The 26,298-nt window shown below is 68.9% G+C and carries 22 protein-coding genes and 3 pseudogenes; 15 read left to right on the forward strand and 10 right to left on the reverse strand.

From position 1 onward, the window contains the following. Positions 1–62: 62 nt before the first annotated feature. Positions 63–602, forward strand: a complete 540-nt coding sequence (locus DMB42_RS38550; protein ID WP_125643587.1) for a PucC family protein — start codon at positions 63–65, stop codon at positions 600–602. Here DMB42_RS38550 and DMB42_RS38555 read toward each other — a convergent pair. After that, positions 595–3,639, reverse strand: a complete 3,045-nt coding sequence (locus tag DMB42_RS38555) for a tetratricopeptide repeat protein (protein WP_125643589.1) — start codon at positions 3,637–3,639, stop codon at positions 595–597. The genes DMB42_RS38550 and DMB42_RS38555 overlap by 8 nt on opposite strands. 90 nt (positions 3,640–3,729) lie before the next feature. Between DMB42_RS38555 and DMB42_RS38560 the strand changes: the two genes are divergently transcribed. Continuing rightward, entirely contained in the window at positions 3,730–4,566 is an 837-nt protein-coding gene (locus DMB42_RS38560; RefSeq protein ID WP_125643591.1) for a hypothetical protein, read from the forward strand. Positions 4,567–4,625: 59 nt separating this feature from the next. Here the strand turns inward: DMB42_RS38560 and DMB42_RS38565 are convergent, their stop codons facing one another. Both DMB42_RS38565 and DMB42_RS38570 read right to left on the reverse strand, forming a co-directional pair. Beyond that, entirely contained in the window at positions 4,626–5,822 is a 1,197-nt protein-coding gene (locus tag DMB42_RS38565) for a cell wall metabolism sensor histidine kinase WalK (RefSeq protein ID WP_125643593.1), read from the reverse strand. Continuing rightward, positions 5,819–6,475, reverse strand: coding sequence for a response regulator transcription factor (locus tag DMB42_RS38570; protein WP_125643595.1), 657 nt, complete (start codon positions 6,473–6,475; stop codon positions 5,819–5,821). Before DMB42_RS38570 ends, DMB42_RS38565 begins: the two co-directional genes overlap by 4 nt. 511 nt (positions 6,476–6,986) lie before the next feature. On the opposite strand from DMB42_RS38570, the pseudogene DMB42_RS56470 reads away from it, so the two are divergent. The 3 genes and pseudogenes from DMB42_RS56470 to DMB42_RS38580 all read left to right on the forward strand — a co-directional run. Continuing rightward, positions 6,987–7,448: pseudogene (locus DMB42_RS56470) on the forward strand (peptidoglycan-binding protein); the annotation flags it as partial. A gap of 87 nt (positions 7,449–7,535) precedes the next feature. After that, positions 7,536–7,922, forward strand: a pseudogene (locus DMB42_RS55450) (ABC transporter ATP-binding protein); the annotation flags it as partial. A gap of 50 nt (positions 7,923–7,972) precedes the next feature. Continuing rightward, positions 7,973–9,163 (forward strand): ABC transporter permease, encoded by a 1,191-nt coding sequence (locus DMB42_RS38580; RefSeq protein WP_125643598.1) that lies wholly within the window; start codon positions 7,973–7,975, stop codon positions 9,161–9,163. Between the two features lie 62 nt (positions 9,164–9,225). Here DMB42_RS38580 and DMB42_RS38585 read toward each other — a convergent pair whose 3' ends face one another. Next, a complete protein-coding gene (locus tag DMB42_RS38585; protein ID WP_125643600.1) occupies positions 9,226–10,218 on the reverse strand; it encodes a helix-turn-helix domain-containing protein in 993 nt (330 codons plus the stop codon). 298 nt (positions 10,219–10,516) lie between these two features. Between DMB42_RS38585 and DMB42_RS38590 the strand changes: the two genes are divergently transcribed. Together DMB42_RS38590 and DMB42_RS55455 are read left to right on the forward strand one after the other, a co-directional pair. After that, positions 10,517–10,897, forward strand: coding sequence for a hypothetical protein (locus DMB42_RS38590; protein WP_125643602.1), 381 nt, complete (start codon positions 10,517–10,519; stop codon positions 10,895–10,897). Between the two features lie 924 nt (positions 10,898–11,821). Then, the gene (locus DMB42_RS55455) at positions 11,822–11,953 is read left to right on the forward strand and encodes a hypothetical protein (RefSeq protein WP_260478188.1); all 132 of its coding nucleotides are present in this window, start codon (positions 11,822–11,824) and stop codon (positions 11,951–11,953) included. A gap of 892 nt (positions 11,954–12,845) precedes the next feature. On the opposite strand, the gene DMB42_RS38600 is transcribed toward DMB42_RS55455, so the two are convergent. From DMB42_RS38600 to DMB42_RS53700, 5 genes and pseudogenes are all read right to left on the reverse strand, one after another. Beyond that, positions 12,846–14,342 carry an IMP dehydrogenase gene (locus DMB42_RS38600; protein ID WP_125643604.1) on the reverse strand — a complete coding sequence of 499 codons (1,497 nt, stop codon included), beginning with the start codon at positions 14,340–14,342 and terminating at the stop codon, positions 12,846–12,848. A gap of 292 nt (positions 14,343–14,634) precedes the next feature. Beyond that, positions 14,635–16,614: a histidine kinase gene (locus DMB42_RS38605; RefSeq protein ID WP_221762532.1), complete on the reverse strand. Its 1,980-nt coding sequence runs from the start codon at positions 16,612–16,614 to the stop codon at positions 14,635–14,637. A 9-nt stretch (positions 16,615–16,623) separates the two neighbouring features. Further along, positions 16,624–16,794, reverse strand: a complete 171-nt coding sequence (locus tag DMB42_RS53690) for a hypothetical protein (protein ID WP_185845087.1) — start codon at positions 16,792–16,794, stop codon at positions 16,624–16,626. A 143-nt stretch (positions 16,795–16,937) separates the two neighbouring features. Then, entirely contained in the window at positions 16,938–17,492 is a 555-nt protein-coding gene (locus tag DMB42_RS53695) for an MFS transporter (RefSeq protein WP_185845088.1), read from the reverse strand. Further along, a pseudogene (locus DMB42_RS53700) lies at positions 17,465–17,977 on the reverse strand (MFS transporter); the annotation flags it as partial. The pseudogene DMB42_RS53700 and the gene DMB42_RS53695, both read right to left, overlap by 28 nt. A gap of 248 nt (positions 17,978–18,225) precedes the next feature. Between DMB42_RS53700 and DMB42_RS38615 the strand changes: the two are divergent. The 5 genes from DMB42_RS38615 to DMB42_RS38635 are packed head-to-tail and all read left to right on the forward strand — an operon-like array spanning position 18,226 to position 23,130. After that, a complete protein-coding gene (locus DMB42_RS38615; protein WP_245789805.1) occupies positions 18,226–18,618 on the forward strand; it encodes a GntR family transcriptional regulator in 393 nt (130 codons plus the stop codon). Then, positions 18,615–19,502, forward strand: coding sequence for an ABC transporter ATP-binding protein (locus DMB42_RS38620; RefSeq protein ID WP_125643608.1), 888 nt, complete (start codon positions 18,615–18,617; stop codon positions 19,500–19,502). The genes DMB42_RS38615 and DMB42_RS38620 overlap by 4 nt, the downstream gene beginning before the upstream one ends. Continuing rightward, positions 19,499–20,545: an ABC transporter permease subunit gene (locus tag DMB42_RS38625; RefSeq protein ID WP_125643610.1), complete on the forward strand. Its 1,047-nt coding sequence runs from the start codon at positions 19,499–19,501 to the stop codon at positions 20,543–20,545. Before DMB42_RS38620 ends, DMB42_RS38625 begins: the two co-directional genes overlap by 4 nt. Beyond that, a complete protein-coding gene (locus DMB42_RS38630) occupies positions 20,542–21,963 on the forward strand; it encodes a S41 family peptidase (protein WP_125643612.1) in 1,422 nt (473 codons plus the stop codon). The genes DMB42_RS38625 and DMB42_RS38630 overlap by 4 nt, the downstream gene beginning before the upstream one ends. Positions 21,964–21,975: 12 nt before the next feature. Beyond that, positions 21,976–23,130, forward strand: coding sequence for an alpha/beta hydrolase (locus tag DMB42_RS38635; RefSeq protein ID WP_125643614.1), 1,155 nt, complete (start codon positions 21,976–21,978; stop codon positions 23,128–23,130). 413 nt (positions 23,131–23,543) lie between these two features. Here DMB42_RS38635 and DMB42_RS38640 read toward each other — a convergent pair whose 3' ends face one another. After that, a complete protein-coding gene (locus DMB42_RS38640; protein ID WP_125643616.1) occupies positions 23,544–24,197 on the reverse strand; it encodes a TetR/AcrR family transcriptional regulator in 654 nt (217 codons plus the stop codon). 74 nt (positions 24,198–24,271) lie between these two features. Between DMB42_RS38640 and DMB42_RS38645 the strand changes: the two genes are divergently transcribed. From DMB42_RS38645 to DMB42_RS38655, 3 genes are all read left to right on the forward strand, one after another. Further along, a complete protein-coding gene (locus tag DMB42_RS38645) occupies positions 24,272–24,658 on the forward strand; it encodes a DUF1761 domain-containing protein (RefSeq protein WP_125643618.1) in 387 nt (128 codons plus the stop codon). Between the two features lie 30 nt (positions 24,659–24,688). Next, positions 24,689–24,982, forward strand: coding sequence for a DUF1905 domain-containing protein (locus DMB42_RS38650; RefSeq protein ID WP_125643620.1), 294 nt, complete (start codon positions 24,689–24,691; stop codon positions 24,980–24,982). A 680-nt stretch (positions 24,983–25,662) separates the two neighbouring features. Then, positions 25,663–26,214 carry a hypothetical protein gene (locus DMB42_RS38655; RefSeq protein WP_125643622.1) on the forward strand — a complete coding sequence of 184 codons (552 nt, stop codon included), beginning with the start codon at positions 25,663–25,665 and terminating at the stop codon, positions 26,212–26,214. Positions 26,215–26,298: the final 84 nt, after the last annotated feature.

The following is a 26,298-nucleotide window of genomic DNA, read 5'->3' on the forward strand; positions in this document are numbered from 1 at the left end:
GCATCCTCTCGAGTTCGGCCCGCGGTCGACCTGGCTGATTCTCACTGCAGCAGCTGCGGGGCATGAGCACCACACTGGCCGGTCTGGGACTGTCCGCCGGAGCCATCACGTGGGTCGTCGGCGCAGGCCTGCAGGCCAAGCGGGACAACGGGAAGAACGGCACGCGCACGGCTTCCACCGTGCTGGGCTTCGCCGTCCTGCTGGCGGGCGTCGTGCTGATCGCGCTGACGATCCTGACCAGCGCACTCCCCTCCTGGATCGCCCTGGTCGGATGGGCCATCGGCGGCCTCGGCATGGGTTTCGGCTTCAACGCCTCCACCACCGACACCCTGGAGCAGGCCCCGCCGGAGCAGCAGGGTGAGGCCAGCGGCGCGCTGCAGCTCGCCCAGACCCTGGCGACCGGTGTGATCGCCGGGCTCGGCGGCGCGGCCATCGCGTTCGCCCAGAACTACGGCGGCTCCACCCGCACCGCATTGCTGGGCGTCTTCGTCCTCACCGGCCTGCTCGCCATCGCGGGCATGCTGATCGCCCGCAGGCTGCGCCCCAAGGCAGCACCGCAGGGCTGCCCCCCCGTGCCACTTTCCGTTTTTGTGCTTATGTGAGGCTGAGCGGGGCCGGTTCCACGTCGAGTTCTCTCATCGCCTCGGCATAGAGCCGGTAGCGTCTACGGGCCTCACCATGGCGGCGAGCTCCGGTCAGCGTTCGGACCAGGTCCAGGTGGGCCGCCTCGTCGTAGGCATCCCGTTCGAGCAGCCGAAGCAGGTAGCGAACCGCTCTGTCGGGGTCGTCGGCCTCCTCCGCGAGTGAGGCCAGTACGCGAAGCAGGGCCTGGTGTACGGCGCGAGCCTCTTCACGAAGAGGCTCCAGCCACTCGGCGTAAGGAGAGTCCTCACAGACGTCCCCGGTGTAGCGAGCTTCAGCCGCGACAAGGAGATCCTCGTCTTCGGAGGCGAGCGCCTCGGCGGCAGCGGAGAGGAACTCCTCGACATCGGTACGGAGTCCGACCAGCTGGATGCTGTACTTGTCGGCGCGGACGAACTCCCCCGGGCCGAACTTCCGGTGCGGATCCAGGACCGAGCGCACAGTGGACAGAGCGACCGAAAGCCGGTTGGAGCAGGACGCGGGCTCCTCACCCGGCCAAAGGATCTCCATCGCCGCCTCCCGGGCGACAGTGCGGCCGCGTTGGCACGCCAGCCAGGTCAGCAGGTCGCGCGCCTTACGGGACTGCCATTCGACAGCGCTGCCGCAGCGGCTGAGCCGTACTCCACCCAGCACGCAGAACCGCACAGCGTCATGGTCGAGGAGCGTGATCGCGCGGAGCAGGCCGGCGCCGGAGCTGTGCGGCCCGCGGATGCCGACGCGGCGGAGCTCCTGCTCCGCCTCGTCGAGGCCGGAGCCGTTGAGCCGCGCCCGGGCGAAGGCGTTACGCGCGATGTCCACAGGGCTGCCGATCTGTGCCCAGATCTCCGCTGCGGACGCCAGCAGGTCCGCTCGCCCGCCAGGGGATTCGGCCACAGTGAAGGCCGACAGTTCCAGGGCTTCCGCCATCTTGGCCCGGTCGCGGCGGCTGACGGCCGCCTCGTGGGCGGATCGGGCGTACGCGCCGGCTTTGGTCCGGTCGCCGGTCTCTGCCCAGACCCAGCCTGCGGCCAGGAGCGCGTCCACCCGGCTGGAGCCGCCGCCTGCCGCGACCGCGCGTTCGGCCAGTCGTACGGCCAGCGCCGGATCGTCGACCGCGTGGACACGGGCCAGTCCGGCCAGGGCTGTCTGGGTCAGATGGGCGTTCTGAAGTTGTTCGGCATGCTTCAGGGAGTTTTCGAAGCTGATTCGGGCATGCATCAGCTCCCCGCGCTCCAGATAGACCTTGCCGAGCCCCGCCAGTGGGTGGCCGAGCTTGTCGCTGCCCACCCGGCTGAAGATGTCGCGGGCCCGTCGGAAGTCGGCCAGGGCTTCGTCGAGTCTGCCCAGGCCCATGAGTGCCTCGGCGCGGTTGTGCAGGGCGATCGCGGTTTGGACGGGGGCCCCGACCAGGTCCGCTCGCTGTGCCGAGAGGTCCGAGTCGGCGATGGCCTCTTCGTAGCGGGCCTCCTCCGCGCGGCTCGCGGCACGGTTGGCCAGGACGCGGGCGGACAACAACAGGTCTCCTGAGCTCTCCGCGGCGGCGAGGGCGAGGGCGCTGTGCCGTTCGCTTCCGGCCCCGTCGCCGGCGTCGTGGGTGACCATGGCCAGCGCGGTGTGGGCGCAGGCGGCAGCGCGTTCGTCCTGGCAGAGGGTGGCCATCGCCAGGGCTTGTTCGGCCAGTTGAGTAGCCTCCACGCTTTCGCCGACCAACCAGCGAGCGCTGGCGGACCAGGCAAGCAACATCGCCCGGTCGGAGGAGGGCAACGGAAACGCCGAGCTGTCGAAGCCGCCGGCCAGCTCGAACGTCGACAACGCCGCCTTGTAGTCCCCCCGCTGGTAATAGATCATCCCCATCCGCCAAGCCACCGCGGGGTCGGTGGCATCGACATGGCGAAGGCACTCCAGCGCACCGGCCCAATCCCCCTGGACCTGGCGGGCCTGCCCCTCGGCCAGATCCACGGCACACGTCCGCGACTTCTCCGGTACGGCGACGCAAGCCCGTACGAGCTCAGCCGCGTGCCCCTCGGCAAGCAGCGATGCATGCCACCTTTCGATCATCGCCACCCGATGGCCGGGCTCGTCACAAACCGCCAGCGCCTCCCGGACAAACCCATGCGACTCATACCAATGGGCCGCCACCGGCACCCGGCCGACATCACCCATGAACTCCCGGGCCAAGGTCGACACCACATAACCTTGATCGCAGGGCGTGATCAGGATGTGCTGAGCGGCCAGAGCGCGGAGCTCCTCGCGGGAGACGGCGACCCCCATGGCCTGGCACAGCTCGTCAGTGAACCACGGCAGCCGAGCGGTCGTGCGGAGGAATTCCTCGTGCTCATCCTTCACCACCTCCTCGACCAGATAGTCGAACAGCGGCGTGGCAGCGATCCGCTTGGAACGGTCCGACATGGGCAGGCCGCTCAGCCAGCTCAGCGTGAGCCGTACGGCGACCGGCCACCCCTTGGTGAGCTCGTGAACCTCCTCCGCCAGGTCATCCGACCCCAGAACGATCGAGGAGAGTGAACGAGTCTCGGCAGGGGTGAAGGCCAGCTGTTCCGCCGACACCTGGAAGACATGGCCCAGGCCGCGCAGGCGTTGGATCGGGAAGGGCACGGCGGAGCGTGAGATCAACACCAGGTGAAGGTCGTCGCCGCCGTGGTGACAGAACTCTTCGAGCAGGCGCGCCCCAGGGGTGCCCGGCTCGATCCGCTCCACCTCGTCGATGACGAGGATGGTCGGCCGGGAGACGGCGGCGGCCAGCTCGGTGGCGAGTCCGGCGGTGCGGACCCACCCGGCCGGCGCGCCCAGGGCCTGGCAGATCTCTTCGATCAGGGTGGCGTCGTCAGCCCAGGTCAGCCACGCCACCGGATGATCAGGCCGGGCCCGCGTCCAGCCGCGTACGGCCGAGGTTTTACCGCCGCCCGGGCCCGCGGTCACCACGGTGAGCCGGTGTCGCGGGACCTGATCGAAAAGGGCGGTGAGTTGTGCTCGTGGCAGCAGAGGCTCGGTCGCCGTCACAGCGAGAAGTATCTGCCGAGCTGGACTTTAAGGCAACTGAAAGGACCGTTCCTACTGTCGTTCTCAGTCCCGAACAACGAGGAGAAGATCGTGAGAGTCATCCCAGCCCTGCTCGCGGCGAGCGCCGGCGCCCTCCTGCTCGCCGTCCCAGCCACCGCCCCGGCCACCGCCACGACGAAGGCCATGAGCGAGCCCACAGCGGAAGAACTGAGGGCGGCGCCGATCGCCGAAGAGGCGGAGACCGAGGTCACGCTCGCGATGCTCCGCTACAACAACGGGCTGACCGTGGAGTTCAACGACAGCCGGCCGTCCGGCGACGTGGGCATCGTCCAGACCGCCTTCATCGGCCGCGCCGGCCTGTTCGCCCGCGACAGTGCCGACAGCTTTCTCGAGACCTACCTGAAGATCACCCCGGTCTCGGTCGCGGTCCCGCAGCGGCTGGTGGAGGCCCATGGCACCAAGCCCCTGCCGGTTGAGCTGCAGCGCCGGAGGGTCACCAAGGAACCGGTGGAGGTCGACGGCCTCGCCACCCCCGCGGTCCCGACCATGTCCGGCGCGGTCAACTGCAACAAGACCTACTACCCCTGGTACCACTGGCGTGACGTGGGCCACCCCGGCATGCTGCCCAGGGACTCCTACTCCTCCAGCTACGGCGGCAAGTACGTGAAGGCCGACAGCTGGCTCATCAACTGCCTTTCGGCCGGCAACCCGTCCGAGATCGCCGCCCGCCATCGTCTCTTCTACTTCAACAACTTCCTCGGCAAGTGGGCGGAGCAGAGCGACACCTACGTGAACCCGGGGCAGGAGCAGCACGTCGAAAAGGGCATCGTCAACCGCTACCGCAGGATCATCCAGGACGACACCTGGGGCTCCGACCCTAAGTGCCTTTCCTGCAAGTACACGCGTGAGGGCCGCTTCCACGACTGAGCCCTGCCGATGCCGATCCACCACGAACGAGATGGTGGAGCCACCTGGCGGGACGTACGTCAGTTTCCGAAGTCGTCTTCACGGAGAACCGGGGCCGGCGCAAGCTTCAGGCGAACGGTCACCGTCAGCCCGCCTTCTTCGCGTGGTTCGGCCACCACCGTGCCTCCATGGGCTCGGGCGGTGGCACGCACGATGGACAGGCCCAGCCCGGTGCCGCGGTCGGAGCGCACCCGGTCGGCTCGCAGGCGGCGGAACGGCTCAAAGATCGTTTCCAGGTCGTAGGCGGGCACGACCGGGCCGCTGTTGGCCACGGACAACTCCGCTTCGCCGTCGCTCAGCCTGGTCGTCACCCAGACCTCGCCGCCCTGGAAGTTGTGCCTGATGGCGTTCTCCACGAGATTCTGCGCCAGCCGTTCGAGCAGGACGGGATCGCCCCTGGTCGGCGCGGGCGCCAGCGCCCGGTGCAGGACGATGCTCTTGGCGTCGGCCTCCTCGCCGGCGTGGTCGACAACGTGGGAGGCGACCTCGGACAGGTCCACGGGCTGATGGCGTTCCAGGACGGGTCTGTCGCTCTCGGCCAGCGCGAGCAGGCCGTCGATGAGACGCTCGTGCCGAGTGTTGACGACCAGCAGTGATTCGCCGAGCCGCTGGGCGTCAGGGGTGGCGTCGGGCCTGCGCAGAGCCACGTCCACCAGCGTCCGGTTGATCGCCAGGGGTGTGCGCAGCTCGTGCGAGGCATTGGCGATGAAACGTTGCTGCACGTCGAAGGCGTGCGCCAGGCGGGCGAGCATCAGATCGAAGGTGTCGGCCAGGTCCTTCACGTCATGGTTGGAGCCGGCGTAGGCGATGCGCTCGGCGAGATTGTGGCCGTGGGCGACCCGCCGCGCGGTGTCGGTGACCTGGTAGAGGGGCTTGAGGACGCGCCCGCTCACCACCCAGCCCGCGATCGTGGCGAGCGCCCCCAGCAGGACGACGACCAGCCCGGTCTGGAGGAGGAAGCGGGTCATCGTCGCCTGCTCGTAGTTCTGCTGGGCGTTGAGCACGTCCCGCCTGGAGACCTTGACCAGCACCACCTTTCCGCTCGGTTCCAGGACGGCGTGGTTGGGCAAGAACTCGGGGGCGGCCTGCAGCCTGAGGCGGGTGTCGTCCAGGATTCCCCGGACGATCAGCAAGCTGATGCCCAGCACCAGCACGCCTGCGATGAAGAAGATTCCGCTGTACAGCAGCGTGAGCCGCAGGCGGACGGACAGCTTCACGGGATCCGGTACCCCACTCCCTGGACGGTCTCGATGACCTGAGGCTCGCCCAGCTTCCGGCGCAGGCGCATCATCGTCACCCGCACGGTGTTGGTGAAGGGGTCGGCGTTCTCGTCCCAGGCCTTCTCCAGCAGTTGCTCGGCGGATACGACGGTGCCACCTGCCTTCAGCAGCTCGGCGAGCACGGCGAACTCCTTGCGGGCCATCGCGACGTAGCGCCCGTCGCGGTAGACCTCGCGGCGGGCCTGGTCGAGCCGGATTCCCGAGCGTTCCAGCTGCGGCGGGTCGGCGCGCGAGGCGCGGCGACCCAGTGCGTGGATGCGGGCCGGCAGCTCATCGAAGGCGAACGGCTTGGTGAGGTAGTCGTCGGCGCCCAGCGACAGCCCCGAGACCCTGGACGGCACGTCCGAGGCGGCAGTGAGCATGAGAACGCGCACAGCGCATTCCGATCCGACCACTGTCCTGGCGACGTCGTCACCGTGCACGCCAGGCAGGTCACGGTCCAGGACGAGCACGTCATAGTCGTTGACGCCGAGCCGTTCGAGCGCGCTCTCCCCGTCATAGGCGACATCCACGGCCATCGCCTCGGCACGCAGCCCTTCGGCGATCGAATCCGCGAGCATCTCCTCGTCCTCGACGATCAACACGCGCAAGAGAGTCCCTCCTTCATCTGGAGATGCCAAACCTGCCGAATGCGGCATAACCCCGACATAACACGATTGTGTAACTGCGATGTTAGGGCGATCCGGATCTAGTCACTCGCATTCACCGTCAGCCGGATCGAGGGCATCCATGAAGAAGCTCACCGCCCTGCTCCTGCGACCCCAAGACCGGCAACTACCAGGTCAACGTCAGCGACAAGGACCGCGCGGCCTTCGAGAAGGCGCAGAACGAGTGCCGTCACCTGCTGCCTAGATGAAAGGAACAGAGATGAAGCGCATGCTCGTCGGCCTGGCCGCCGCTGCGCCGCCACCACAGGCCACGGCGGACATCGTCCGCGGTGACCTGACGGACACGACCTCGCTATCCAGCAAGATCACCTTCACCGGAGAGCAGGCCGTGCGTGGTCACATCGCCGGGACGATCACGGCGGTGGCCACCCGTGGCCGGCCCCTGCGTCAGGGGAAGGTGCTCTATCGCGTGGACCGCAAGCCCGTCGTGCTGATGTACGGCAAGCTGCCGCTCCACCGGCCGCTCCGCCAGGGCGTCAAGGACGGGCCCGACGTCCGCCAGCTGGAGAAGGCACTGAAAGTGCTCGGCCACGGCAAGGACGTCACCGTCGACGACCGGTTCTCGTGGGCCACCGCTCGTGCCGTACGGGCGTGGCAGAAACGCGCCGGCCTCCCACAGACCGGAGTCGTGGACGCCGAGCAGGTCGTGTTCCTGCCGTCGAAGATCAGAATCGCGAAGGCGGACGTGGCGGTCGGCGACAACGTCTCACCCGGCCGCCAGGTGTTCACGGTGACCGGCACCGACCGCCTCGTCCACCTCGACCTCGACGTCGCCGACCTTGCGCTGGCCAGGAAGGGCGCCATGGTGAAGGTGGAGCTGCCCGGCGGCGGCACGGTCGCCGGGAAGTTGGTCACGGTGGCCAGGTCGCGCGAGGGCGACGCCACCATCGACGTCGGCGTCCGGCTCGCCAAGATCAAGAGTGGGCTCGCTGACCAGACGCCCGTCACCGTGCTGCTGGAGAGCATCAGCAGGCGCAACGTCCTGAGCGTCCCCGTCGAGGCGCTGCTGGCCATCATCGGCCCGTCCGGATCGGGCAAGTCGACGCTGCTCAACCTCCTGGGCACCCTGGATCGCCCCACATCTGGCACCGTCCGCGTCGCCGGGCACGACGTCAGCACGCTGACCGATCGCCAGCTGTCCGCCCTGCGCGCGCCGCACCTGGGCTTCGTCTTTCAGCAGTTTCACCTGGCCGCTGGGATCCCGATCCTCGACAACGTCGCTGACGGCCTCCTCTACGCGGGACGTCCGCCGGCCGAACGCCGCGAACGCGCCCGGGCGGCGCTGGAACGCGTCGGCCTCGCTCACCGGCTGGACCACCGTCCGCACCAGCTGTCCGGCGGCGAACAGCAGCGCGTGGCCATCGCTCAGTGGTGCCCGAGACGGGTCCGCATCCAGGACGGCAGCATCGGGTAGGACGCATGACCTCGCTCGCACCCGCGCCCCTGCGGCCACGCGACGTGGCCAGGGTCGGCGCCGCGGGCCTGCGGGCCAGAACATCGCGCGTGGTGATGTCCGCGCTCGGCATCGCCATCGGCATCGCGACGATGATCTCGGTGATCGGCATCTCGGCGTCCGGCCAGGAGCAGCTGCTGCGTCAGCTCGATCAGCTTGGCACCAACCTGCTGCGGGTGGAACCCGGCAAGGCGCTCATGGGCGACCCGGTCAAGCTGCATCCGGATGCCGCGCTCATGGTCCGCAGGATCTCCGGCGTCACCGACGCCAGTGTCACCGGCACCGTGGACGCGAGCGTCCGCAGGACCGACCGCATCCCCAAGGAGGACACCGGCGGGCTGACCGTCCAGGCCACCTCCCTGGACCTGCTGAGCACACTCGATGGACGCATGGGCACCGGACGCTGGTTCGACGAGGCGATCGCCCGCCAGCCCGCCGTCGTCCTCGGCTCGGTCGCCGCCCAGCGGCTCGGCGTCGGCCGTACCGGAGTGCAGGTGTGGGTGGGCGACCGGTGGTTCGCCGTGACCGGGATCCTCGCCTCGATGCCGCTCGCGCCGGAGATCGACCGTGCCGCGCTGATCGGATTCCCGGTCGCGCAGGAGCGGCTCGGATTCGACGGTCACCCCACCACCGTGTACGAACGGTCGAGCGAGGAATCGGTGGAGCAGGTCGCAGGCATGCTCGCGCGGACGGTCAGCCCGGAGCGACCGTACGAGATCGCGGTCTCCCGCCCGTCGGACGCGCTGGTCGCCCGCGCGGCCGCTGCGGACACCTTCACCAGCCTGCTGCTCGGACTCGGCGCAGTCGCACTGCTCGTCGGCGGCGTGGGCGTGGCCAACACGATGGTGATCTCGGTGCTGGAGCGCCGCAAAGAGATCGGGCTCCGTCGCGCGCTGGGCGCCACACGCGGGCAGATCAGAATCCAGTTCCTGACAGAGTCGCTGCTGCTGTCGGCGCTCGGCGGAGTGGCAGGGCTCGCGCTCGGCGGACTGGTGACCACCGGGTACGCGCTGTGGCAGGGCTGGCCCCCCACGGTGCCCGCGTGGGTGCTGGCCGGCGCCTTCGCCGCCACGCTGGCCGTCGGCGCGATCGCCGGGATCTACCCGGCGATCAGGGCCTCCCACCTGCCTCCCACAGTGGCCCTGGCATCCAGCTGACACCATGACCGGCAGACCCCGGTACGTCGGGCAGGCGAGCCGTCACTCGACGTGGATGCGGGTCACTGCTGCCGGTGAAGCAGGCCGACGCCCAGTCGGGTGATCTGATGGATGACCATGTTGGCGTGCCGGGTGCTGGTGATGAGCCCGGCCCGCTGGAGCACCTGGGCGTGCGCGCTGGCCGATGACAGCGAGGCGCCGGTCCTGCGGGCGAGTTCGCTGGTGGTGCAGCCGGTGGTGGCGGCGATGCAGCGCAGGACGCGGGCCCGGGTGGCGCCGAGCAGGTCGGGCAGCGCGTCGTCGGGATCAGGGTCGGGTGTCTCGTGCGGGATCGGGAACACCAGGACGGGCGGCAGGCTGACATCGGCCATCGCGACCGGCGTGAACCGCCCGAAGTAGGAGGGGATGAGCGTCAGGCCGCGTCCTTGCAGGTGGATCTCGTACCGGCCGGGGGCGTAGTCGGCCTCCAGCACCGGGGGCCGCCACCGCATCGACGGCCCGAGGCTCGCGAGCATCGCCTCCACGCCCTGGTCGGTGAGCAGGCGGGTCAGCCTGGCGCGCTCACGTCCCAGGGTGTCCTCCATGTCGGTACGGCGGGACCCGAAGGCGACCTGGCAGTACCGCTCGCTCAGCCGGGCCAGGCCGCGGATGGAGCGCCGGTTGCCGCGGGCGAGGTCGTCCAGCGACGCGGGCACCGGCGCGTGCCGGCGCAACTGTTCGACCTCGTGCCGCACCCGCGCCGACGGTGTGTCTGTCAGGACGTCCAAGCCCTGCCGGAACCCGTTCATCGACTCGTACGGGGTCAGGAAGTCGGGGAAGTACGCCCCGAGCGGCACCAGCTGCACCAGCTGCTCCCGTACCGGTTTGAGCAACCCGGCCTCGGCCAGGTCGGCGCGGGCCTGCCGCCGCCAGCCGGACAGCGCGCGCACCCCGCCCGGCCGCTGCAGTATGTGCAGGCTCAGCGCCATTTCCCACATCATGTCCGCCCGGCCGGCGATGCGCACGCGGGCCAGGTCCTCGCCGGTGAAGACGATCCGCAAGGTCCCCTTGCTCATGATCCAATTTTCGCCCGTCAAGATCACAGTCAGATCAAAGTCTGATCGATGGTGCTGTTGACCTGCGTGTTCCCGCTCAGGGTGGAACTGAGTGACGGCCCTGGGCCCAGCGGGATGAACTGGCTCTGACCACCGGTACAGAGGGCGGCGCGCTTCGTGTCGTCGGTTTGTCCGCGGTAGCGAAACGGGGTTCCCGACAGTCTCCCGGCCGCCCAAGCCGAGCGCCGTCATCCCATTGACCTGCGAGATCTTCAGGCTTCGCTGCGTGGATGAGCCACCCATGAAAGGAACAACCAACATGATCAAAACGCTCGTTCGGACCGGAGCGGCGGCACTCGCCTCAGCGGCTGTCTTGTCCCTGGTCGCCGCGTCCCCGGCGGCTGCGGGTAGCGACTGGAACGGATGCAAGTCGGGCAACGTCTGCCTCTACACCGGCGCCTCGTTGACGTATCAGACTCCTGGGCCGATTCCGGACGGGAAGCGGTTCTTCGTCATCGTCAACAACGGAAACTACGACCCCGGTCGCGACCACGTGCACTTCCAGTACCAACGTTATGGATCTTCGACGTGGCAGTCGAAGTGCCTGCACTACCGGCCCGACAGCGGATCCACCCTCGACCTCGGCGAAGATTTCGCGTCCGCCCAGATCAGGAACATGTACTGGGGCGGCGAGTGCTAGAGCACGCCCTCAAGCGCTGAGGCGGCCGGGCGGCGCCGGGTTTGGGCGGCTTCCTGCTGGGCCTGCTGCAGCCGGCCGCGGCTTCGGCCGCTACGTCCGGAGCATGTGGCCAGGCAGGTCCAGGTGCCCGCCTCGGAGCCGCGGCGTGGCCCGCAGACCCGCAGATAGGGATCGGTCGGGTGCGCCGGACGAATCTGACAGGGGCGACTGACAGCGAATCCTGGGACAGCCTCGGCCTGGAGCTTCAGCACGCGGCCGAGCCGGGACTGCGGCCGGAGGCGGCGAACGGGAATCGGATAGTCCTGTCGCAGGGACCGGACGCGGTGCTCTTCGCCAAGATCGACGACGACCGGGGCGGAGTCAAGTACTCCCGTACGGAGAACTACCGATCACCCCTGGCTCCGTTGCGGGCCGCCGAGGCCCGCGCGGTCACCGAGCCGGGGCAACCGTCCTGGTACGCCCGCCGGGCGCATCGCCTTGCCGACGCCCTGGAAGCCTGCCCCATCGGCCCCTTCCACGAGGGGCGGTGGGTGCTCTCCCGGCGGCTTGCCGGGGAAGGGGCGTCCCGGACGGAAGGCGTGTCGGCCGGCCGATGGCGTTCCCTGTTGCTCGATGATCATCCAGACGGCTACATCGACTGGTTCACCGGCTCATGGGGGGTCGTGCCCCTGCGGCAGATGTCACCGCCCGACAACGGCAGGGTGAAGGCTTACCGCAAGCAAGCCCGGGAGGGGATCCTGCCACCCGCCTTGCTGTGGTGGTTCAGCGGGCTCAACTGCTACGTGATCCTGGACGGCCACGACCGTCTCGTCGCAGCCATCGCCGAGAACCGGAAGCCGGCGGTACTGGTCCTCTCCCGCGCACCGTCCGAGGAACAGACCAAGACCGGTACGGACAAGGGCCCTGTCGACCTATCACCTCACCATGTCCCTCCTGGCGGGTCCGCATCCGGTGACGGACCATCAAGGCTCGACCCGGGCGGCGAGCCACCTGCTCGCCACTCAGCTGCACAAGCTCAAGGTCGACTATGCGCCCACCCGCGCATGGCCGATGTGAGCGGCGTACCGATGTTGCGTAGTACTCGCGGAAAGTCGGGCGGATATAGCCCGGTAGGCTCCTGCGCCGGGGATCTTCGGACTCTGGCAGGAGGCGGCCGGTTGTGCCAACTGCCACGAGAGTGGGCATTGCCGCTGGATGTCAGCGACTCCGCCACTGTGCGCGACGGTGGAGCTTGTCGACGATCCTGCGATCGGCACTCTTCGAATCAGAAAAACGACCGGACACGATCTGTCCTGGAATTCGTTCCATGACAGGTGTTTCGGAAAAGGGTTACCGGGACGAGTTGCGAAACGTAACATCCCGAGGATGGAAATCAGAGGCGATCAGCACTGCAGCGGGCTCGCCATAGCGTGGCGCGCTACGCAGGCTGACCCTCGCGACATCCGGAGGGACGATGAGCGACCCCATCTGCTCCATGTGCCAACGGCCGTACGACCCCGAGTTCATGACAGGGCTCCCCTGTCGCGTCTTCAGCTACGAGGACGTCGTGACTCCGGGCTGCCCGGCACAGCAGCACATGATGGCGAAGCTGAATGAACAGGCCCGCGGAACCCCGTCGACGGGGGGATGTCTCATGCTCATCCTGGCGCTGCCCCTGCTGTTGATGCTGTTGATGCTGAGGTGCGGGCGGTCGGCGAGCAGGGGGTTGAGCTTCTCTCTGACAGGGCCAGGGCCAGGTCGTTGAGGACGATGAGCCCTTCAAGGTGTAGGCCACTCTCCCCTTGAGCGCTGCCCCTCGCACGAGAACGATCGTGCCGGGGCGGCCCCAGGGCAGAGGTGGCAGGCGGCCGGTTGCGAACGCCTCCGCAACCGGCACCGCGCTGAACCAAGTGCCCCCGCTGCCTACCGGCCCCCGGCCGGGAGGCAGCGGGTCGGACTCAACGGCTTGTCAGGAGACCGTCACCGGTGTGTCCCGCAGGGTGACGTTGGCGTGGCTCTCCTGGAAGCTCTGGTCCGACACGAGGGTCAACCTGGCCGTGGACCGGAACTCCGGCAGGGTGGTGGAGCCGCAGGAGACCATCGTGGTCCTGAGTTTGGCGACGGTCAGGGCGAGCCCTTCGCTGAGGTCGCCGGCGTAGGGGACGTACCCGTCCACGCCTTCCTCGAAGACCAGCCCCTGGCCTCCCTGGCCGTAGCGCTGCCAGTTGCGGGCCCGGTTCGAGCCCTCACCCCAGTACTCCTTGACGAAACCGTCACGGGTGGGCAGCTTCGCGCCGGCCGCCTGGTCGAAGCGTGCGAAGTAACGCCCCATCATGACGAAGTCGGCCCCCATCGCCAGTGCCAGAGCGACGTGGTAGTCGTGCACCAGCCCGCCGTCGGAGCAGATCGGCACGTACTCGCCGGTGCGTTCGCGGAAGGCGTCCCCGGCCTCGGCGACGTCCAGCACGGCGCTGGCCTGGCCGCGGCCGATGCCCTTCTGGTCACGGGTGATGCAGATGGAGCCGCCACCCACCCCGATCTTGACGAAGTCCGCTCCCGCCTCGGCGAGAAAGGTGAACGCCTCGCCGTCGACCACGTTGCCGCCGCCGACCGGGACCTCCGGATAGTGCTTCTTCACCCAGGACAGAGCCTGCGCCTGCCAGTCGCTGTAGCCGTCGGAGGAGTCGAGGCACAACGCGTCCACGCCCGCCTCCAGCAGGGCCGGGACGCGCTCCTGATAGTCGTGGGTGTTGATGCCCGCGCCCACGCGCAGCCGCTTGGCGGAGTCCACGAGCTGGTTCGGGAAGCGCTTGTTGTCCGCGTAGTCGGAACGGAACACCAGATGCTGCAGGTGACCCTCGGCGTCCAGCACCGGGAGGCAGTCCAGCCGTTCGTCCCACAGCCGCGCGTTGGCCTCCGACAGCGTGATGTCGGGCCCGGCATGGGCCAGGTCGGCGATGGCGGTCATCCGGCCGCTGACCGGTCCGTCCAGATCATGACGCTGGGGATGGAAGTCACGGGAGGTCACCAGGCCGAGCAGCCGGCCGGTGGCGGTCCCGTCGTGGGTGACCGCTGCGGTGCTGTGCCCGGTGTGGCGCATGACGTCGACCAGGACGCTCAGGCTGTCGTCGGGACGTACGTTGGTGTCGCTGGTGACGAACCCGGCCTTGAAGTTCTTCACCTTCCGGACCGCCGCGGCCTGGTCCGCGATGGGCTGGTTGTGGTGCAGGAAGCTGAGACCACCGTCGCGCGCGAGCGCGATCGCGAGATCGGGTGTGCCGACGGCCTGCATGATCGCGGACGTGAACGGGGACTGCAGCTCGATCGCCGACTCCTCGCCCGCGATGTGCCGCGCCAAGGGCGTGCGCAGGTCAACCGTCGCAGCCGAGCAGTCGGTGCGAGTCCGGTTCGGCAAGAGCAGAAACTCGTTGAACGTCCGTGAGACCTCGGCGATGATCTGTGCCACTCGTTCCTCCTGACCCGTCGGCCGGGGCCCGACTGCCCCGCCGTGAGGATCGCCCCCGCATCCGAGGCCTTGGGCAGGCAGAGATCAGCCAGGCAGCCGTGGAGGTGCCACCGACCGCGGAAGAGCCCTGACCGGCCCGTTGATCGAACGGGGTGCGGCCGTGACCAGGCACCATATCGATGAACTCGACCGCCGCACCAATCGTGGCCGTCACCCCGGCGATTGCCTGCTCATTGCTGATCATCTGGATGATTAGGGTCACCTCGTCGCGGGACGTTGAGGCGGGCTCGATCTAGGCGGGGACCCAGGAGCGCGTCGGCACCGTCGCGGCCAGTTCGAACCACTCGCCGTCCCTGGCCAGGTCCAGCCGCCCGTCCATCTCGGCCAGGCGCGTGGTCAGGTTGCCCATCCCGGCCGAGCCGCGGCGGATCGGCTTGGCCTGCGCGCCGTCGTTGCGTACGGCCATTCGTACTTCGCCGTCGCGCGCGTTCGTGCTGATCGCGCAGTGGCGGGCGGAGCTGTGCCGCAACACGTTGGTGACCGCCTCGCGCAGCACGGCGCCGAGCGTGGTCTCCAGCTCGGTGCCGAGCCTGCCGTGACCGAGTTCCAGCGTGACCTCGATACCCGCGGCCGCCAGCACCGAACGCGCTGAGTCCGCCTCGCCCGCCAGCGACAGCCTCCCCCGCTCGCCGGAGACGGTTCGCAGGTCGCTCATGGCCTGCTCGGTCATGGCCAGTACGTCGTCCAGTTCGGCGCGGGCGCGTTCGGGTTCCAGTCGCCTGGCCAGCTCGCTCTTGAGCAGGATCGCCGCCAGCGTGTGCCCGAGCAGGTCGTGCAGGTCACGCGCGGCCCGCAGCCGCTCCTCCACCACCACCGACCTGGCCAGCCCGTCTCTGGCCGCGCTCAGCTCCCGGTCCAGCCGTGCCAGCGTGAACAGCCCGTAGATGACCAGCCCCGTCACGAGCGTACTGACCGTGTAGTTAACCACCAGCGGGTACGGCAGGCCGATCACCAGCCCGGTGACCCCCACCACTGCCATGACGGCGGCCACCAGCGGCACTGCCGCTCTCAGCCGCAGGGCCAGCAGCAGCGGCCCGGTCAGGAACCCGGTCGTCACCAGCCAGGCCTGCTCGAACACCGGGATCGGGGCGAGCGTCAGCACGCCCATGACGATCAGTGCGATCGGATGCCTGCCCTCGATCGAGCGCAGGTGGATGACAATGATGACGACCAGCAGAGGAAGGGGCCACCACGAGCCGGCCAGCAGCAACGCTTTGGCCGAGAACCCGACCAGCACCGCCGCTAGCACCGCCGTCGACAGCTTGCTGGACAGGGCGGGCGGGTCCGGCAGCGTGGTGCCGGGCAGCGCCACCTCCACGAGGACCTGGGCGTTGTCGTCGACGCCGGTGGTGAGCGTGCCACCGGCCGCCGCGACCTGGGCAGGGAGGTCGGCCAGGAATTCGTCCGTGGCGCTGGGGGTGCCGTCGTGGGCGATGCTCAGCCGTACGGTGCCGTCTTCTGTGGCGGACTCGATCACGCAGCGGGAGGCGGCGCGGCGCCGGACGATCTCGGTCACGGCCTCGCGCAGGACGGTGGCCAGCAGCGCGGCGGCCGGGCCGAGCGGTTCCGTGTGCCGTATCCGTACGTCGGTGGCGATTCCCGCGGCGATCAGCATGCCCTTGGCGGTGGTGAGTTCGGGGGCCAGCGACATCGCGCGATAGCCGACGGCGGCGGCTCTGGCCTCGCTCAGCGAGTGCCGGGCCGATTCCACGTCAGGCGTGCCCTTCCGGGCGCTGGCCGCGATCGTGTCGAGCGCGGCGCCCAGGCTCTTGTTGAGTTCCGCCGCGATGCGGAGTTGTTCCTCGGCCGCCGCGGTCATCGCCAGCGACAGGCGAGCGGCGGTCACTTCCTGGATCCGGTCCAGCATCGTGGCCAAGCCGTAGACGATCAGAGCGATCAGGACCATGCTGATCACCGGGTCGGCCGGTCCCAGCAGCAGCACGCTGCCCGTCACCACGAGGGCGAGCGGCCAGGACCTGGTCAGCAGCAGCGAACCGGCGACGAAGCCGAGGATGCCGACCGAAGTGTCGAACACGAACACGGAACCGTAGGCGGCGACGGCCTGCAGCACGATCAACCACCAGGATCGGCGCCGGATGAAGAGCACCTGTAAGCCGAGTACCGCCAGGGCCAGGGGTGACCCGGCTATCGCGTAGACACCTGCTAACCCGGCCAGCACCAGAAGGACGGTCCACTTTGCCCACGTTTGCACCCACGTAGCCTACGAGCGCCACAGAACCGCCGTTACTGCCGCGACCCCGGTCGCGGCGTTCGGCCGGTACGGCGGGGTCGGCGTGCGGTGCCGGCCCGGTGCCCCGCCGCCGGCGTCGCGGGCCTTCAGGCCGTCCAGAACGACGGCCGGCAACCGGGAGCGGATCTCGGAGATGTCCATGGTGGACACGTCCGCGCGCCGCAGCCCCCCGCGGTGGGGGCGAACGGCTCCTGGCATTGCCCGTCGAGCCGGACAGGCCGATGCAGCTCATCGCCACCGACCAGCCTGCTGATGTTCGAACGGTTTCTCGAGCCCTGGCGTCCTCAGGAACGAGACCTCACGGCCGACAGGCCACCCCGCAGGGCGACGGCCAGGAGCGCGGCGGCGGCGACGTACAGGCAGAGCTCCACGGTCGAACGGATGCCGGCAGCCGTTCCCATGATTCCACCGGCTGCCGCTCCGATCGCCGTGCCGAGCTCAAGAACGAGAGCGCCGACGGCCATTGATCTCGCGACCGCGTCCGACGGGACGGATACGGGGATCGACGACATCATGAGGACGACGAAAACGCTGCCGCCGGCGCTGCCGACCAGTTCATAGGCACCGCAGCCCAGCGCCCCGGACAGGCCCTTGTCCACGAACACGAGGAATCCCGTCGCCCCCGTGGCCAGGGTGCCCGCCACGAACGCCGCACGGTTCCTGCCGAGCTTCGTCTCCCAGAAGGAGGCGGTGGCGGATCCGATGACGCCGCCGGCCGCGCCGGTTGCCAGGATGACCGCGTAAGCGCCGGCCGACAGGCCGAGATCATGTGTCGCGTACAAGGAGAGCAGGGCGATGACAGCACCATTGATCAGGCAGATGAGCGCGGCACCCGCCATATAGATCCTGATATCCCCGCGGAACACATGCCGGAAGCCTCGAAGGCCGGGGCCGGCACTCTCACCTGTGTGCGCGGCAGCGCCCGCTGACGGAGCGGCAGGATCAGGAAGGCCGACACGAAATAGCTGATCGCGTCCACGACCAGCACCAAGGGCATCGCCAGGAACTGGAGGAGAAGACCGAAGATCCCGGGCCCGGCAATGGTGGAGAGGTGCGCGACCCCGGCCATCGCCCCGTTGGCCTTGGTCAGCCGGCCGGGATCGACGAGATCCAGGACAAGAGGCGCGGAGAAGGACCCGAACGCCCCGGTCAGCCCCGCGATGATCGAGACCAGGGCGATGAGCCCCGGCATCGAAAGGTCGTGGGAGACGGCCAAGAGAGTGACGGCGACGACGCACAGGCCGGACGTCACCTCAATGGCCGCCAGGGCGGTGACACGCGAGCGTGAGCGCTCAGCCAGAACGGCCGCCAGGAGCCGGCCGGCGACCCGTGAGACGAACGGGACAGGCGGCTTTCCATGGAAGTGCTCCTTGCTGCTGCGCCACCCGCCTTGTCATCGCCAAGAGCAAGAAGGGCCAGCGCCCTTCCCCGGCCATCGTCTTGCGCATGCTTCGCGACCACGAGGAGGCGAACGCTGCCGCGCGCCCCGGGCGACGCCTGTACAGCGCTCCTTATGATCCTTTAACATCTGGGACTCTAAAGTGCTAGGAAGCTAGATAAATGGAGAAGCCGGTGATCGAATTCCATCTGGACGGCAGGTCGGGTGTTTCGCCGTACCTGCAGCTGGTCCAGCAAGTACGGCATGCGCTGCGGCTCGGCGTGCTGCGCGAGGGCGACCAGATGCCGACCGTCAAGGAGGTCGTGGCCCACTTGGCGATCAACGCCAACACCGTCCTGAAGGCCTACCGGGAACTCGAGCACGAGGGCCTGGTCGCCGCCCGGCCGGGGGTGGGGACGTTCGTGACGGCGACGCTCACCAACGCCTCGCTGGCCGCGCACGGCCCGCTGCGGCTGGAACTGCGGCGCTGGCTGGCCAAGGCCCGCCGGGCCGGCCTCGACGACGAAAGCATCGAGGCCCTGTTCATGACCACCTTTCGGACCACCGCTCAGGAGGACATAGCGTGAACCCTGTCTTACAGGCCCAGGGACTGGGCCGGAAATACGGCAAGCACTGGGCGCTGCGCGAGTGCACCATCGACATCCCGGCGGGCCACGTCGTGGGGTTGGTGGGTCCCAACGGAGCCGGCAAGACGACGCTGCTGAAGCTGACCAGCGGCCAGCTGGAGCCGACGGCGGGCGGCATCACCGTGCTCGGCGGCCGTCCCGCCGGCGGCCCGGCGCAGCTGGCCAGGGTCGGGTTCGTCGCCCAGGACACCCCCGTCTACGCCGGGCTGACCGTCGCCGATCACCTGCGACTGGGAGCGCGGCTCAACCCCCGCTGGGACGCCACCATGGCGCGGGACCGGATCGCGCAACTCGGTCTCGACCCCGCCCAGCGGGCAGGCAAGCTGTCGGGCGGCCAGCGTGCTCAGCTCGCCCTTACCCTGGGCCTGGCCAAGCGGCCCGAACTGCTGATCCTGGACGAGCCGGTCGCCTCGCTCGACCCGCTGGCCCGCCGCGAGTTCCTGCAGGGACTGATGGAGGCCACGGTCGAGCATGAGTTCAGCGTGGTGCTCTCCTCCCACCTGGTCTCCGACCTGGAACGGGTGTGCGACTTCCTGATCGTGCTCGTCGACTCTCGCGTCCAGGTGGCCGGGGAGGTCGACCAACTGCTGGCCACCCATCACCGGCTCACCGGCCCGCGCCGCGATCCCGACCGGCTTCCGGCCGACCAGCACGTGGTCTGCGCGCGCCACACCGACCGGCAGAGCACGTATGTGATCCGCACCGACGCCCCGATCCACGACCCCGCCTGGACGGTCACCCAACTCGGTCTGGAGGACCTCGTCCTGGCCTACATGGACAAGCGCACCGCGGACCAGCGAGTCGCCCTGGAGGTACAGCGATGATCTGGCTGACCTGGCGCCAGTTCCGCGGCTCGGCCGCGGCGATGGGCGCCCTGCTCGTCATCCTCGCCACCGCCCTGGCCCTGACCGGCCCCGGTTTGGCCTCCGACTACTCCGCCGGGATCGCAGCCTGCACCCAGAACGACACCTGCGGCCGCTTCTACGACCACTTCTTCGGCGGGCACGACACCGAGTTCATGGCCCTGACCCTCGTCGTGCTGCTCCTGCCCGCCCTCGCCGGGCTCTTCTGGGGAGCACCGCTGATCACCCGCGAGCTGGAGGCGGGCACACACCTGATGGTGTGGAACCAGAGCATCACCCGCAGCCGCTGGCTGGCGGTCAAGCTCGGACTCATGGGCTTGACCGCCGTGGCCGCCGCCGGCCTGTGCGGCCTCATGGTGACCTGGTGGTCCGACCCTCTGGACAAATCAGCCGCAGAGAACCTGGCTCTGATGGCTCCCCTGGTGTTCGGCGCGCGCGGCATCGCCCCGATGGGGTATGCGGCCTTCACCTTCGTCCTCGGCGTGACTGTGGGCATGCTGGTGCGCCGCACGCTGCCCGCCATGGCCCTCACTCTGGCCGTCTTCGCCGCGTTCCAGCTCGCCATGCCGCTGCTGGTCCGGCCCCACCTGGCGCCCCCGATCACCTCGGCCTTCGAGCTCGGCCAGGCAAACGTGGACGGCATCGGTATAAACCGGGACCGAGGAGGATATGTGGAGATTCGCCTGAAGGCGGCCGTTCCCGGTCACGCGGGCGCCTGGGTCCTGTCCGCCAACCTGGTCGATCCGTCCGGGCATGCGCTCGGCACCGATGGCGGCTTCGCCGCCGCCCAGATCTCCACCACGTCAGGCCCCTGCGCACCGTCGGCGGGCGCCGGGGACAGCTGCATAGTCGAGATCAACCGGCTCGGCTATCGGCAGCAAGCGACCTACCAGCCCCTTGAGCGCTTCTGGCCCTTCCAGTGGATCGAGACCGGGATCTACACCCTGCTCACCCTCGGCCTGTCGTGGTTCTGCTTCTGGTGGATCCGCAGGCGTCTGTCATGACCATCATCAGGATCGCGGCCGCCGGGCTCGCCATCGCAGCGGCGGCGGCCTGCACGCCGAGGACGCCGCCGCGCGGCCAGGCGAGCACGGCAGCCGGTACGGTCTGCGCAGCGCCCCGGGAAGTTCCCGGAGCGGAGACGACCACCACGATCGACGTCATCGAGCAGGCCTACTTCTGCATCCTCGGCAACTACTACAGCGGCGCCACGCTGGATGCCCGCTCGCTGCTGAGCGCCGGATTCGCCGCCCTGACCCAAGAGCTCAACCGCAACGGCCGCGACGTGCCCGAGGCGGGCATGCCGGCGCTGACCGGTGACCGCAAGACCGACTGGACCTCCTTCGAGGCCGCCTACCGCAAGACCACCGATCAGGTCCCCGACCGCCTTCGCGACAAGCTGGCCGTCGTCACCCTCGAGGCCATCGTGGCCGGTCTCGGCGACAACCATGCTCGCTGGACGCACGACGTCAAGCGGCCGCCCGACTACTACGACGGCGACGGCTACGGCCTGGGTTTCCTGGCGAACGTCAACGGCCCACAGGTGGAGGGCAACCCCGGCATCGCCCTACCCCCGCTGTTCGTCACCACCGTGCAGGGCGGCGCGGCGGAAGCGGCCGGGCTGCGCCCGGGCGACATCATCGAGTCGGTCAACGGATCGGCGCCCTTCATCGACGGGAAGGCCACTCCCGCGATCGCCGCCCTCTACCCGGGGTACCCGGAGGCGCGCCCGGTCCAGTTACGGCTCCTGCGGCAGAGCACCGGCCGCCGCTGGAGCGTGACGCTCAAGCCTGGCCTCTACCAGCGGGATCTGGCCGCCCTGCAAGTGGTGACCTCGAAGCTGCTGGACGACGACATCGCCTATGTACGGCTGCGCGGGTTCGCTCCCGACTCCGCGAACAGGGCCTTCAAGGCGATCTCCCGACTGCGCACCGGCCGGCCCCTGTCCGGCGTCGTGCTGGACCTGCGCGGCAACGGCGGCGGCAGCCCTGTGGAGGCGACCCGGCTGGTGAGCGCGTTCGGCCACGGCAAGGTCACCGCCTACCAGTGCACCGTGGACGGCAAGTGCGAAACTTCGCGGACCGACGACACCGTCGAGCTGTTCAACCTGCCGCTGATGGTGCTCACCGACCGCAGTTGCGCCTCGGCGTGCGAGCACTTCAGCTCCGCGGTCAAGGACCTGCGCCTCGGCCGGCTGGTCGGCACCAGAACCGCCGGCGTGATCTCCGGCCCGTCGCAGCCCTACCTGCTCAGCAACAACACCAGCCTGAGCTTCCCCGCCAAGCACCACCTCGGGCCCAACCGCGAGGTGATCGACCGGATCGGCGTGCCGCCCGACCACCTCGTGCCCCTGACCCCGCAGGACGCGGCCGACGGACGCGACCCCGCGCTGGCCAAGGCCCTGACCTTGCTGAACAAGTGAATGGACCTCTCGATGAGACAGATCCTGGCAGTCGCCGCGGGACTGGTCGTCCTGGCCGTGTCCGCCTGCTCCGCGCCCACGCCGCCCCGGTCCGCCGCACCGTCGCCCACGCCGACCGGCCCCGCCACCCTGCCCACCCCCACCGGCGCCCATCTGGTCGGCACCACCGCCCTGTATCTGAAGGACGCCTCCCGCCCCGACCCCTGGAACCTCGACGTCGACGCCAGGGAGCTCAAGGTCACCTTGTGGTATCCGACCGAGCAGCGAGACGGGCAGCGGGCGCCGTACATGACACCGAAGGAATCGGAGCTCACCCTGAGGCGCTTGGGGGTCGCGGGCGTGCCGGACGGCACGCTCAGCGGGACGCGCACCAACGCCATCGCGGACGCCGAACCCGCGGGCCGGAACCTGCCACTGGTGGTGATGTCCCCCGGCTTCAGCAATCCGGTGAACACGCTCACGTCCCTGGCCGAGGAGCTGGCCAGCCGCGGGTATGTGGTGGCCGGGATCGACCACACCTACGAGAGCTACGCCACGACCTTCCCCGGCGGGCGGGTCGCCGAATGCCTCGCCTGCGACAGCGACACCGACCCGGGCTTCGGCACGGGGGTGGTCGCGGGACGGGCGGCCGACGTCTCCTTCGTGCTCGACCAGCTGCCATCGAAATGGGATGGTTCTGACCTGATCGACCGCTCCGAGATCGCGATGGTCGGCCAGTCGATCGGCGGGGCGAGCGCCATGGCGACCATGGTGAAGGACTCCCGCGTGCGCGCCGGCATCGACATGGACGGCACCACCTACGCCCGCATCCCAAAGAGCGGGTTCTCCCGGCCGTTCATGTTCCTGGGTTCGCCGCAGCACATCCCCGGCGGTCGCGACACCTCGTGGGAGCGCGACTGGAAGCTGCTGACCGGGTGGAAGCGCTGGCTCGTGCTGTCGGGCGCGGAACATCAGTCCTTCACCGACGGCCCGCTGATGGCCGGCGCCCTCGGTATCAGGCCCGCCTCCAGCATTCTGCCCGCGGCGCGTGCTGCCGAGCTCACCCGCTCCTACGTGGCGGCCTTCCTCGACCAGCACCTGAAGTCAAAGCGGCAGCCCCTCCTGGACAAGCCGTCCTCGCGCTACCCCGAGGTCAAGTTCTGCCCCGCGACCTGCGGCCAGTCCTGAGCTTGTTCCTTATCGTCCAGATTGTTGCCCTGAGCGGCAGTTTGATCGCTTCGGGGCTTGAGCTGCAACCGAACGGAAACGGCGTTGTGGGCCGGGGTGGGCGGAGTTATCGCCGTTCACCGTTCCGATGCAGGTCGCCGCGCTACAACGGTCAGCGGGCCGTCGGCGGTCGGCGGGGGGCGGGGTCTAGCAGTCCTGGCATGGCGCCCCCGGCGCCCCGTTCACCGATGAGGGCGATGAGTAGCAGCCGGTGAACCGGTGAGCGTTCGATGCCCTCGGCCCTTGGACGAGCACGTGCTCCTGGCCGCCAAAGTGCGTTAACCGCATCTCGGCACCAGGAGCCCGTTCCTCTCCGCAGGCATCACTCAAAGACGCCCTGCCAACCCCCGACCCACGAGACGCCGTCGTCATTCTCAGTGCGGGGCCGGCAGGCCGTAGCGGCTGAGGAACGTCGTGACCGCTTCCTCGCGCTGCCGCGCAAGCTCACCGTCTTCCGGCGGTTCGGAGTGCGCCGCGAGCGTGAGGCGGTTGAGCGGGTCACCGAGAACCAGCCAGGTGAACTGTTGCGCCGCCACGAGCGCGTCCTCGGCTTTGATCAGGCCCCGCGTCGCCAGGGCGGCGAGCGCGTCGGCGAGTAGATGAGTGTTCCGGGTCCAACTGCGTACGACATAGTCGGCGGCGACGTCCGGGAACCGCGCGGACTCCGTGGCGACCAGCGATCGCATGCGCAGCACCGGCTCGCTCAGCACGCCCGAGTGCAGTACGTGCGCAAGTCGCAGCAGACCGGCTCGGATGTCCATGGACTCCGTGAGCGCTTCGGTGTGTGGTCGCATGGCGTCGTAGCCGCGGTCGACCCAGTCGCGGACCACCGCCGCGTACAGCCGCTCCTTCGAGGGGTACTCGCGATAGAGCGTCTGTTTCGAGATCCGGGCCTGGGCGGCCACCTGATCCATCGTCGCGCCGGGATATCCCCGTGTGAGGAACACGTCGCGGGCGATCGCCAGCAGGTCCGCGCCGCCACTGCCTCCTGGGCGCCCGCGTGGTCGCGGCCGTTCCTCTGCCGACATCCATCCTCCTTAGTACTTGACAGTACTATAACCCGATAAATATAGTACTTCTCAGTACTGAAAGGGGCACCAAGATGCTTGCTCTGGGAATCGCCCTCGCCGCGGTCGCGGCCTTCATCGTCAGTTCCGTCTACTACGCCCTGGCCACGCCGTTCGAGCGGCGCCGGTTGGGTGCCGCGGCGCTCGACCGTGGACGGCCCGCACCGTGGAAGGCGGCCGTGGAGTTGCTGCGCACCGCCCTTGTCGCCGGTGTGTTCGCCTGGATCGCAGCACAAGCCAACCTGCTGGGTTGGCCCTCAGCGATGCCGCTCGCTTTCGTCGCGTGGCTGGGCTTCCCGCTCATCCTGCTCACCGGCTCGGTCCTGTGGGAGCGCGTGCCGGTGGTCACCGCCGCGCTGCACGCCGGGGACTGGCTCCTGAAACTGCTGCTCATCGGTGCCGTGCTCGGCGTCCTGCACTGACAGCATGACGACAACCCGAAAGGCCTCATCATGAACGCCAACCACACGAAGTCCGGACCGCTCGACCGCGAGTTCACCGCTACGCTTGTGCAGAGCCCGGCCAAGGGCGGATGGACCTATGTCGTCATGGCGGACTCGGCCGCATACTTCGGCACCCGCGGTCTTGTCAAGGTGACCGGTACGGTCGACGGCCATCCATTCACCAGCTCGTTCATGGCTCTCGGCGACGGCACCCACAAACTCCCTATCGCCGCCCCGTTGCGCCGCGCCCTCGGCAAGGGCGCCGGGAACACCGTGGCCGTACGACTCATCGAGCGTCTCTAGTCCCTGGACGATCTATTCCAAGGGGTAGCTGACACGAAGTGAGGGCGCCGGTGGTGGCACAAAGAACCTTCGCCTGGCTGGGTCGCTGCCGAGGCTTGGGCGGATCTACTAGCGCGGGCCCGAGCATCACAAAGCCCTGATCCGGTGGGCAAGCGTCCATCCGATGACCCGTCGTCCGCCCGCGAAGTGGCCGGTCAACCGCCCCATGGCTGCTGAGGCGACCTTCCACCCCTGCCGGACCGCGCTGCCTGGGCCTACGCGGTAAAGTCCTGGAACTCTTGGTCGCCCGGCCCTGGCGCGCCTGGGATGGAGGCCTAGCCGCGCAAGGGTCGTCATGCCTCTGAAACTTGGCCGCGAGACGCCGTTGAGCACCGTTGATCGTCGCAGACGGCCGGACACAACGCGAGCGGCCCGTCACCGCGTTTCCGCTGGTGACGGGCCTCTTCCCGCTGGTGTGGCAGGTGCAAGGTTCGAACTTGCGTAGGCTGAGCCGACGGTTTACAGTCCCGTCGTAAGCACGCGCCGACCTGGGCATAGGCTTGCGGGAAGCCCCATTTGGCCGCGCATTGGCCGTGATCAAGCTCCAGACGGACCTGAGTACGAGCTTCTTCCAAATCAAATCCTTGCCTCCACCCTGCGCCACGTAATAGCTGGACATGCAGGCTGGCCGAGGCGTCGCCTTGGCCTACGAGCTCCGCTCGGCCGGGGTCGCGGTTGCGCCCGTGGTGCACGAGCACAAGCGGCTCTGGTGCGACCTCGACCCGGCCGCTCTGGCCGAGCAGTTGCGCGCCGCCGACATCGACCTGGAGTTCCTCGCCGGCGTGCTGCATGGCTCCCACGACGCGTCCGGCGTGGTGTTCACCGTGCTCGCCGCACTGTCGGGGATAGAACGCGAGTACACCCGCGACCGCACACTGGAAGCCACAAGTCGGCCCGCGCTCGGGACGGCCATCGGCAGCGCCGCTGTGACCGACGAGGCCATGCTGTCTATGGCCCTGCACCTGCGTGGCCAGGACCTCAGCCTGCGCGACATCGTCCCTCGCCTTGTCATCACCAAGGGTAAGAAGAAGGACCGGCCCCCTTCCCCGGCCACCGTCTTGCGCATGCTTCGCGACCACGAGGAGGCGAACGCCAGCGCCATCGGCGTAGGCCGCGGGACGACCCACCGGTATCACATCCACGTTTTCGCTGGTCAGCCAAATGTGTGGGGATGTTCGGCAAACGTTCGTTAGTTGAACGCGCCGGACGACTACAGGAGGCCACTGCGCCCAGGCCTCGGATTCCATAAATCCGATCGCGAATGAGGAGGATCGGCG

Source organism: Nonomuraea sp. WAC 01424 (assembly GCF_003947315.1).
Taxonomy (GTDB): domain Bacteria; phylum Actinomycetota; class Actinomycetes; order Streptosporangiales; family Streptosporangiaceae; genus Nonomuraea; species Nonomuraea spiralis.

What these genes read in the sequence shown, in the direction of transcription:
- DMB42_RS38550 (WP_125643587.1), top strand. Translation starts at nt 63, where the DNA reads ATGAGCACCACACTGGCCGGTCTGGGACTGTCCGCCGGAGCCATCACG.
- DMB42_RS38580 (WP_125643598.1), top strand. Translation starts at nt 7,973, where the DNA reads ATGACCTCGCTCGCACCCGCGCCCCTGCGGCCACGCGACGTGGCCAGG.
- DMB42_RS38585 (WP_125643600.1), bottom strand. Translation starts at nt 10,218, where the DNA reads ATGAGCAAGGGGACCTTGCGGATCGTCTTCACCGGCGAGGACCTGGCC.
- DMB42_RS38590 (WP_125643602.1), top strand. Translation starts at nt 10,517, where the DNA reads ATGATCAAAACGCTCGTTCGGACCGGAGCGGCGGCACTCGCCTCAGCG.
- DMB42_RS55455 (WP_260478188.1), top strand. Translation starts at nt 11,822, where the DNA reads ATGTCCCTCCTGGCGGGTCCGCATCCGGTGACGGACCATCAAGGCTCG.
- DMB42_RS53690 (WP_185845087.1), bottom strand. Translation starts at nt 16,794, where the DNA reads ATGGACATCTCCGAGATCCGCTCCCGGTTGCCGGCCGTCGTTCTGGAC.
- DMB42_RS53695 (WP_185845088.1), bottom strand. Translation starts at nt 17,492, where the DNA reads ATGGCGGGTGCCGCGCTCATCTGCCTGATCAATGGTGCTGTCATCGCC.
- DMB42_RS38625 (WP_125643610.1), top strand. Translation starts at nt 19,499, where the DNA reads ATGATCTGGCTGACCTGGCGCCAGTTCCGCGGCTCGGCCGCGGCGATG.
- DMB42_RS38630 (WP_125643612.1), top strand. Translation starts at nt 20,542, where the DNA reads ATGACCATCATCAGGATCGCGGCCGCCGGGCTCGCCATCGCAGCGGCG.
- DMB42_RS38635 (WP_125643614.1), top strand. Translation starts at nt 21,976, where the DNA reads ATGAGACAGATCCTGGCAGTCGCCGCGGGACTGGTCGTCCTGGCCGTG.
- DMB42_RS38640 (WP_125643616.1), bottom strand. Translation starts at nt 24,197, where the DNA reads ATGTCGGCAGAGGAACGGCCGCGACCACGCGGGCGCCCAGGAGGCAGT.
- DMB42_RS38645 (WP_125643618.1), top strand. Translation starts at nt 24,272, where the DNA reads ATGCTTGCTCTGGGAATCGCCCTCGCCGCGGTCGCGGCCTTCATCGTC.
- DMB42_RS38650 (WP_125643620.1), top strand. Translation starts at nt 24,689, where the DNA reads ATGAACGCCAACCACACGAAGTCCGGACCGCTCGACCGCGAGTTCACC.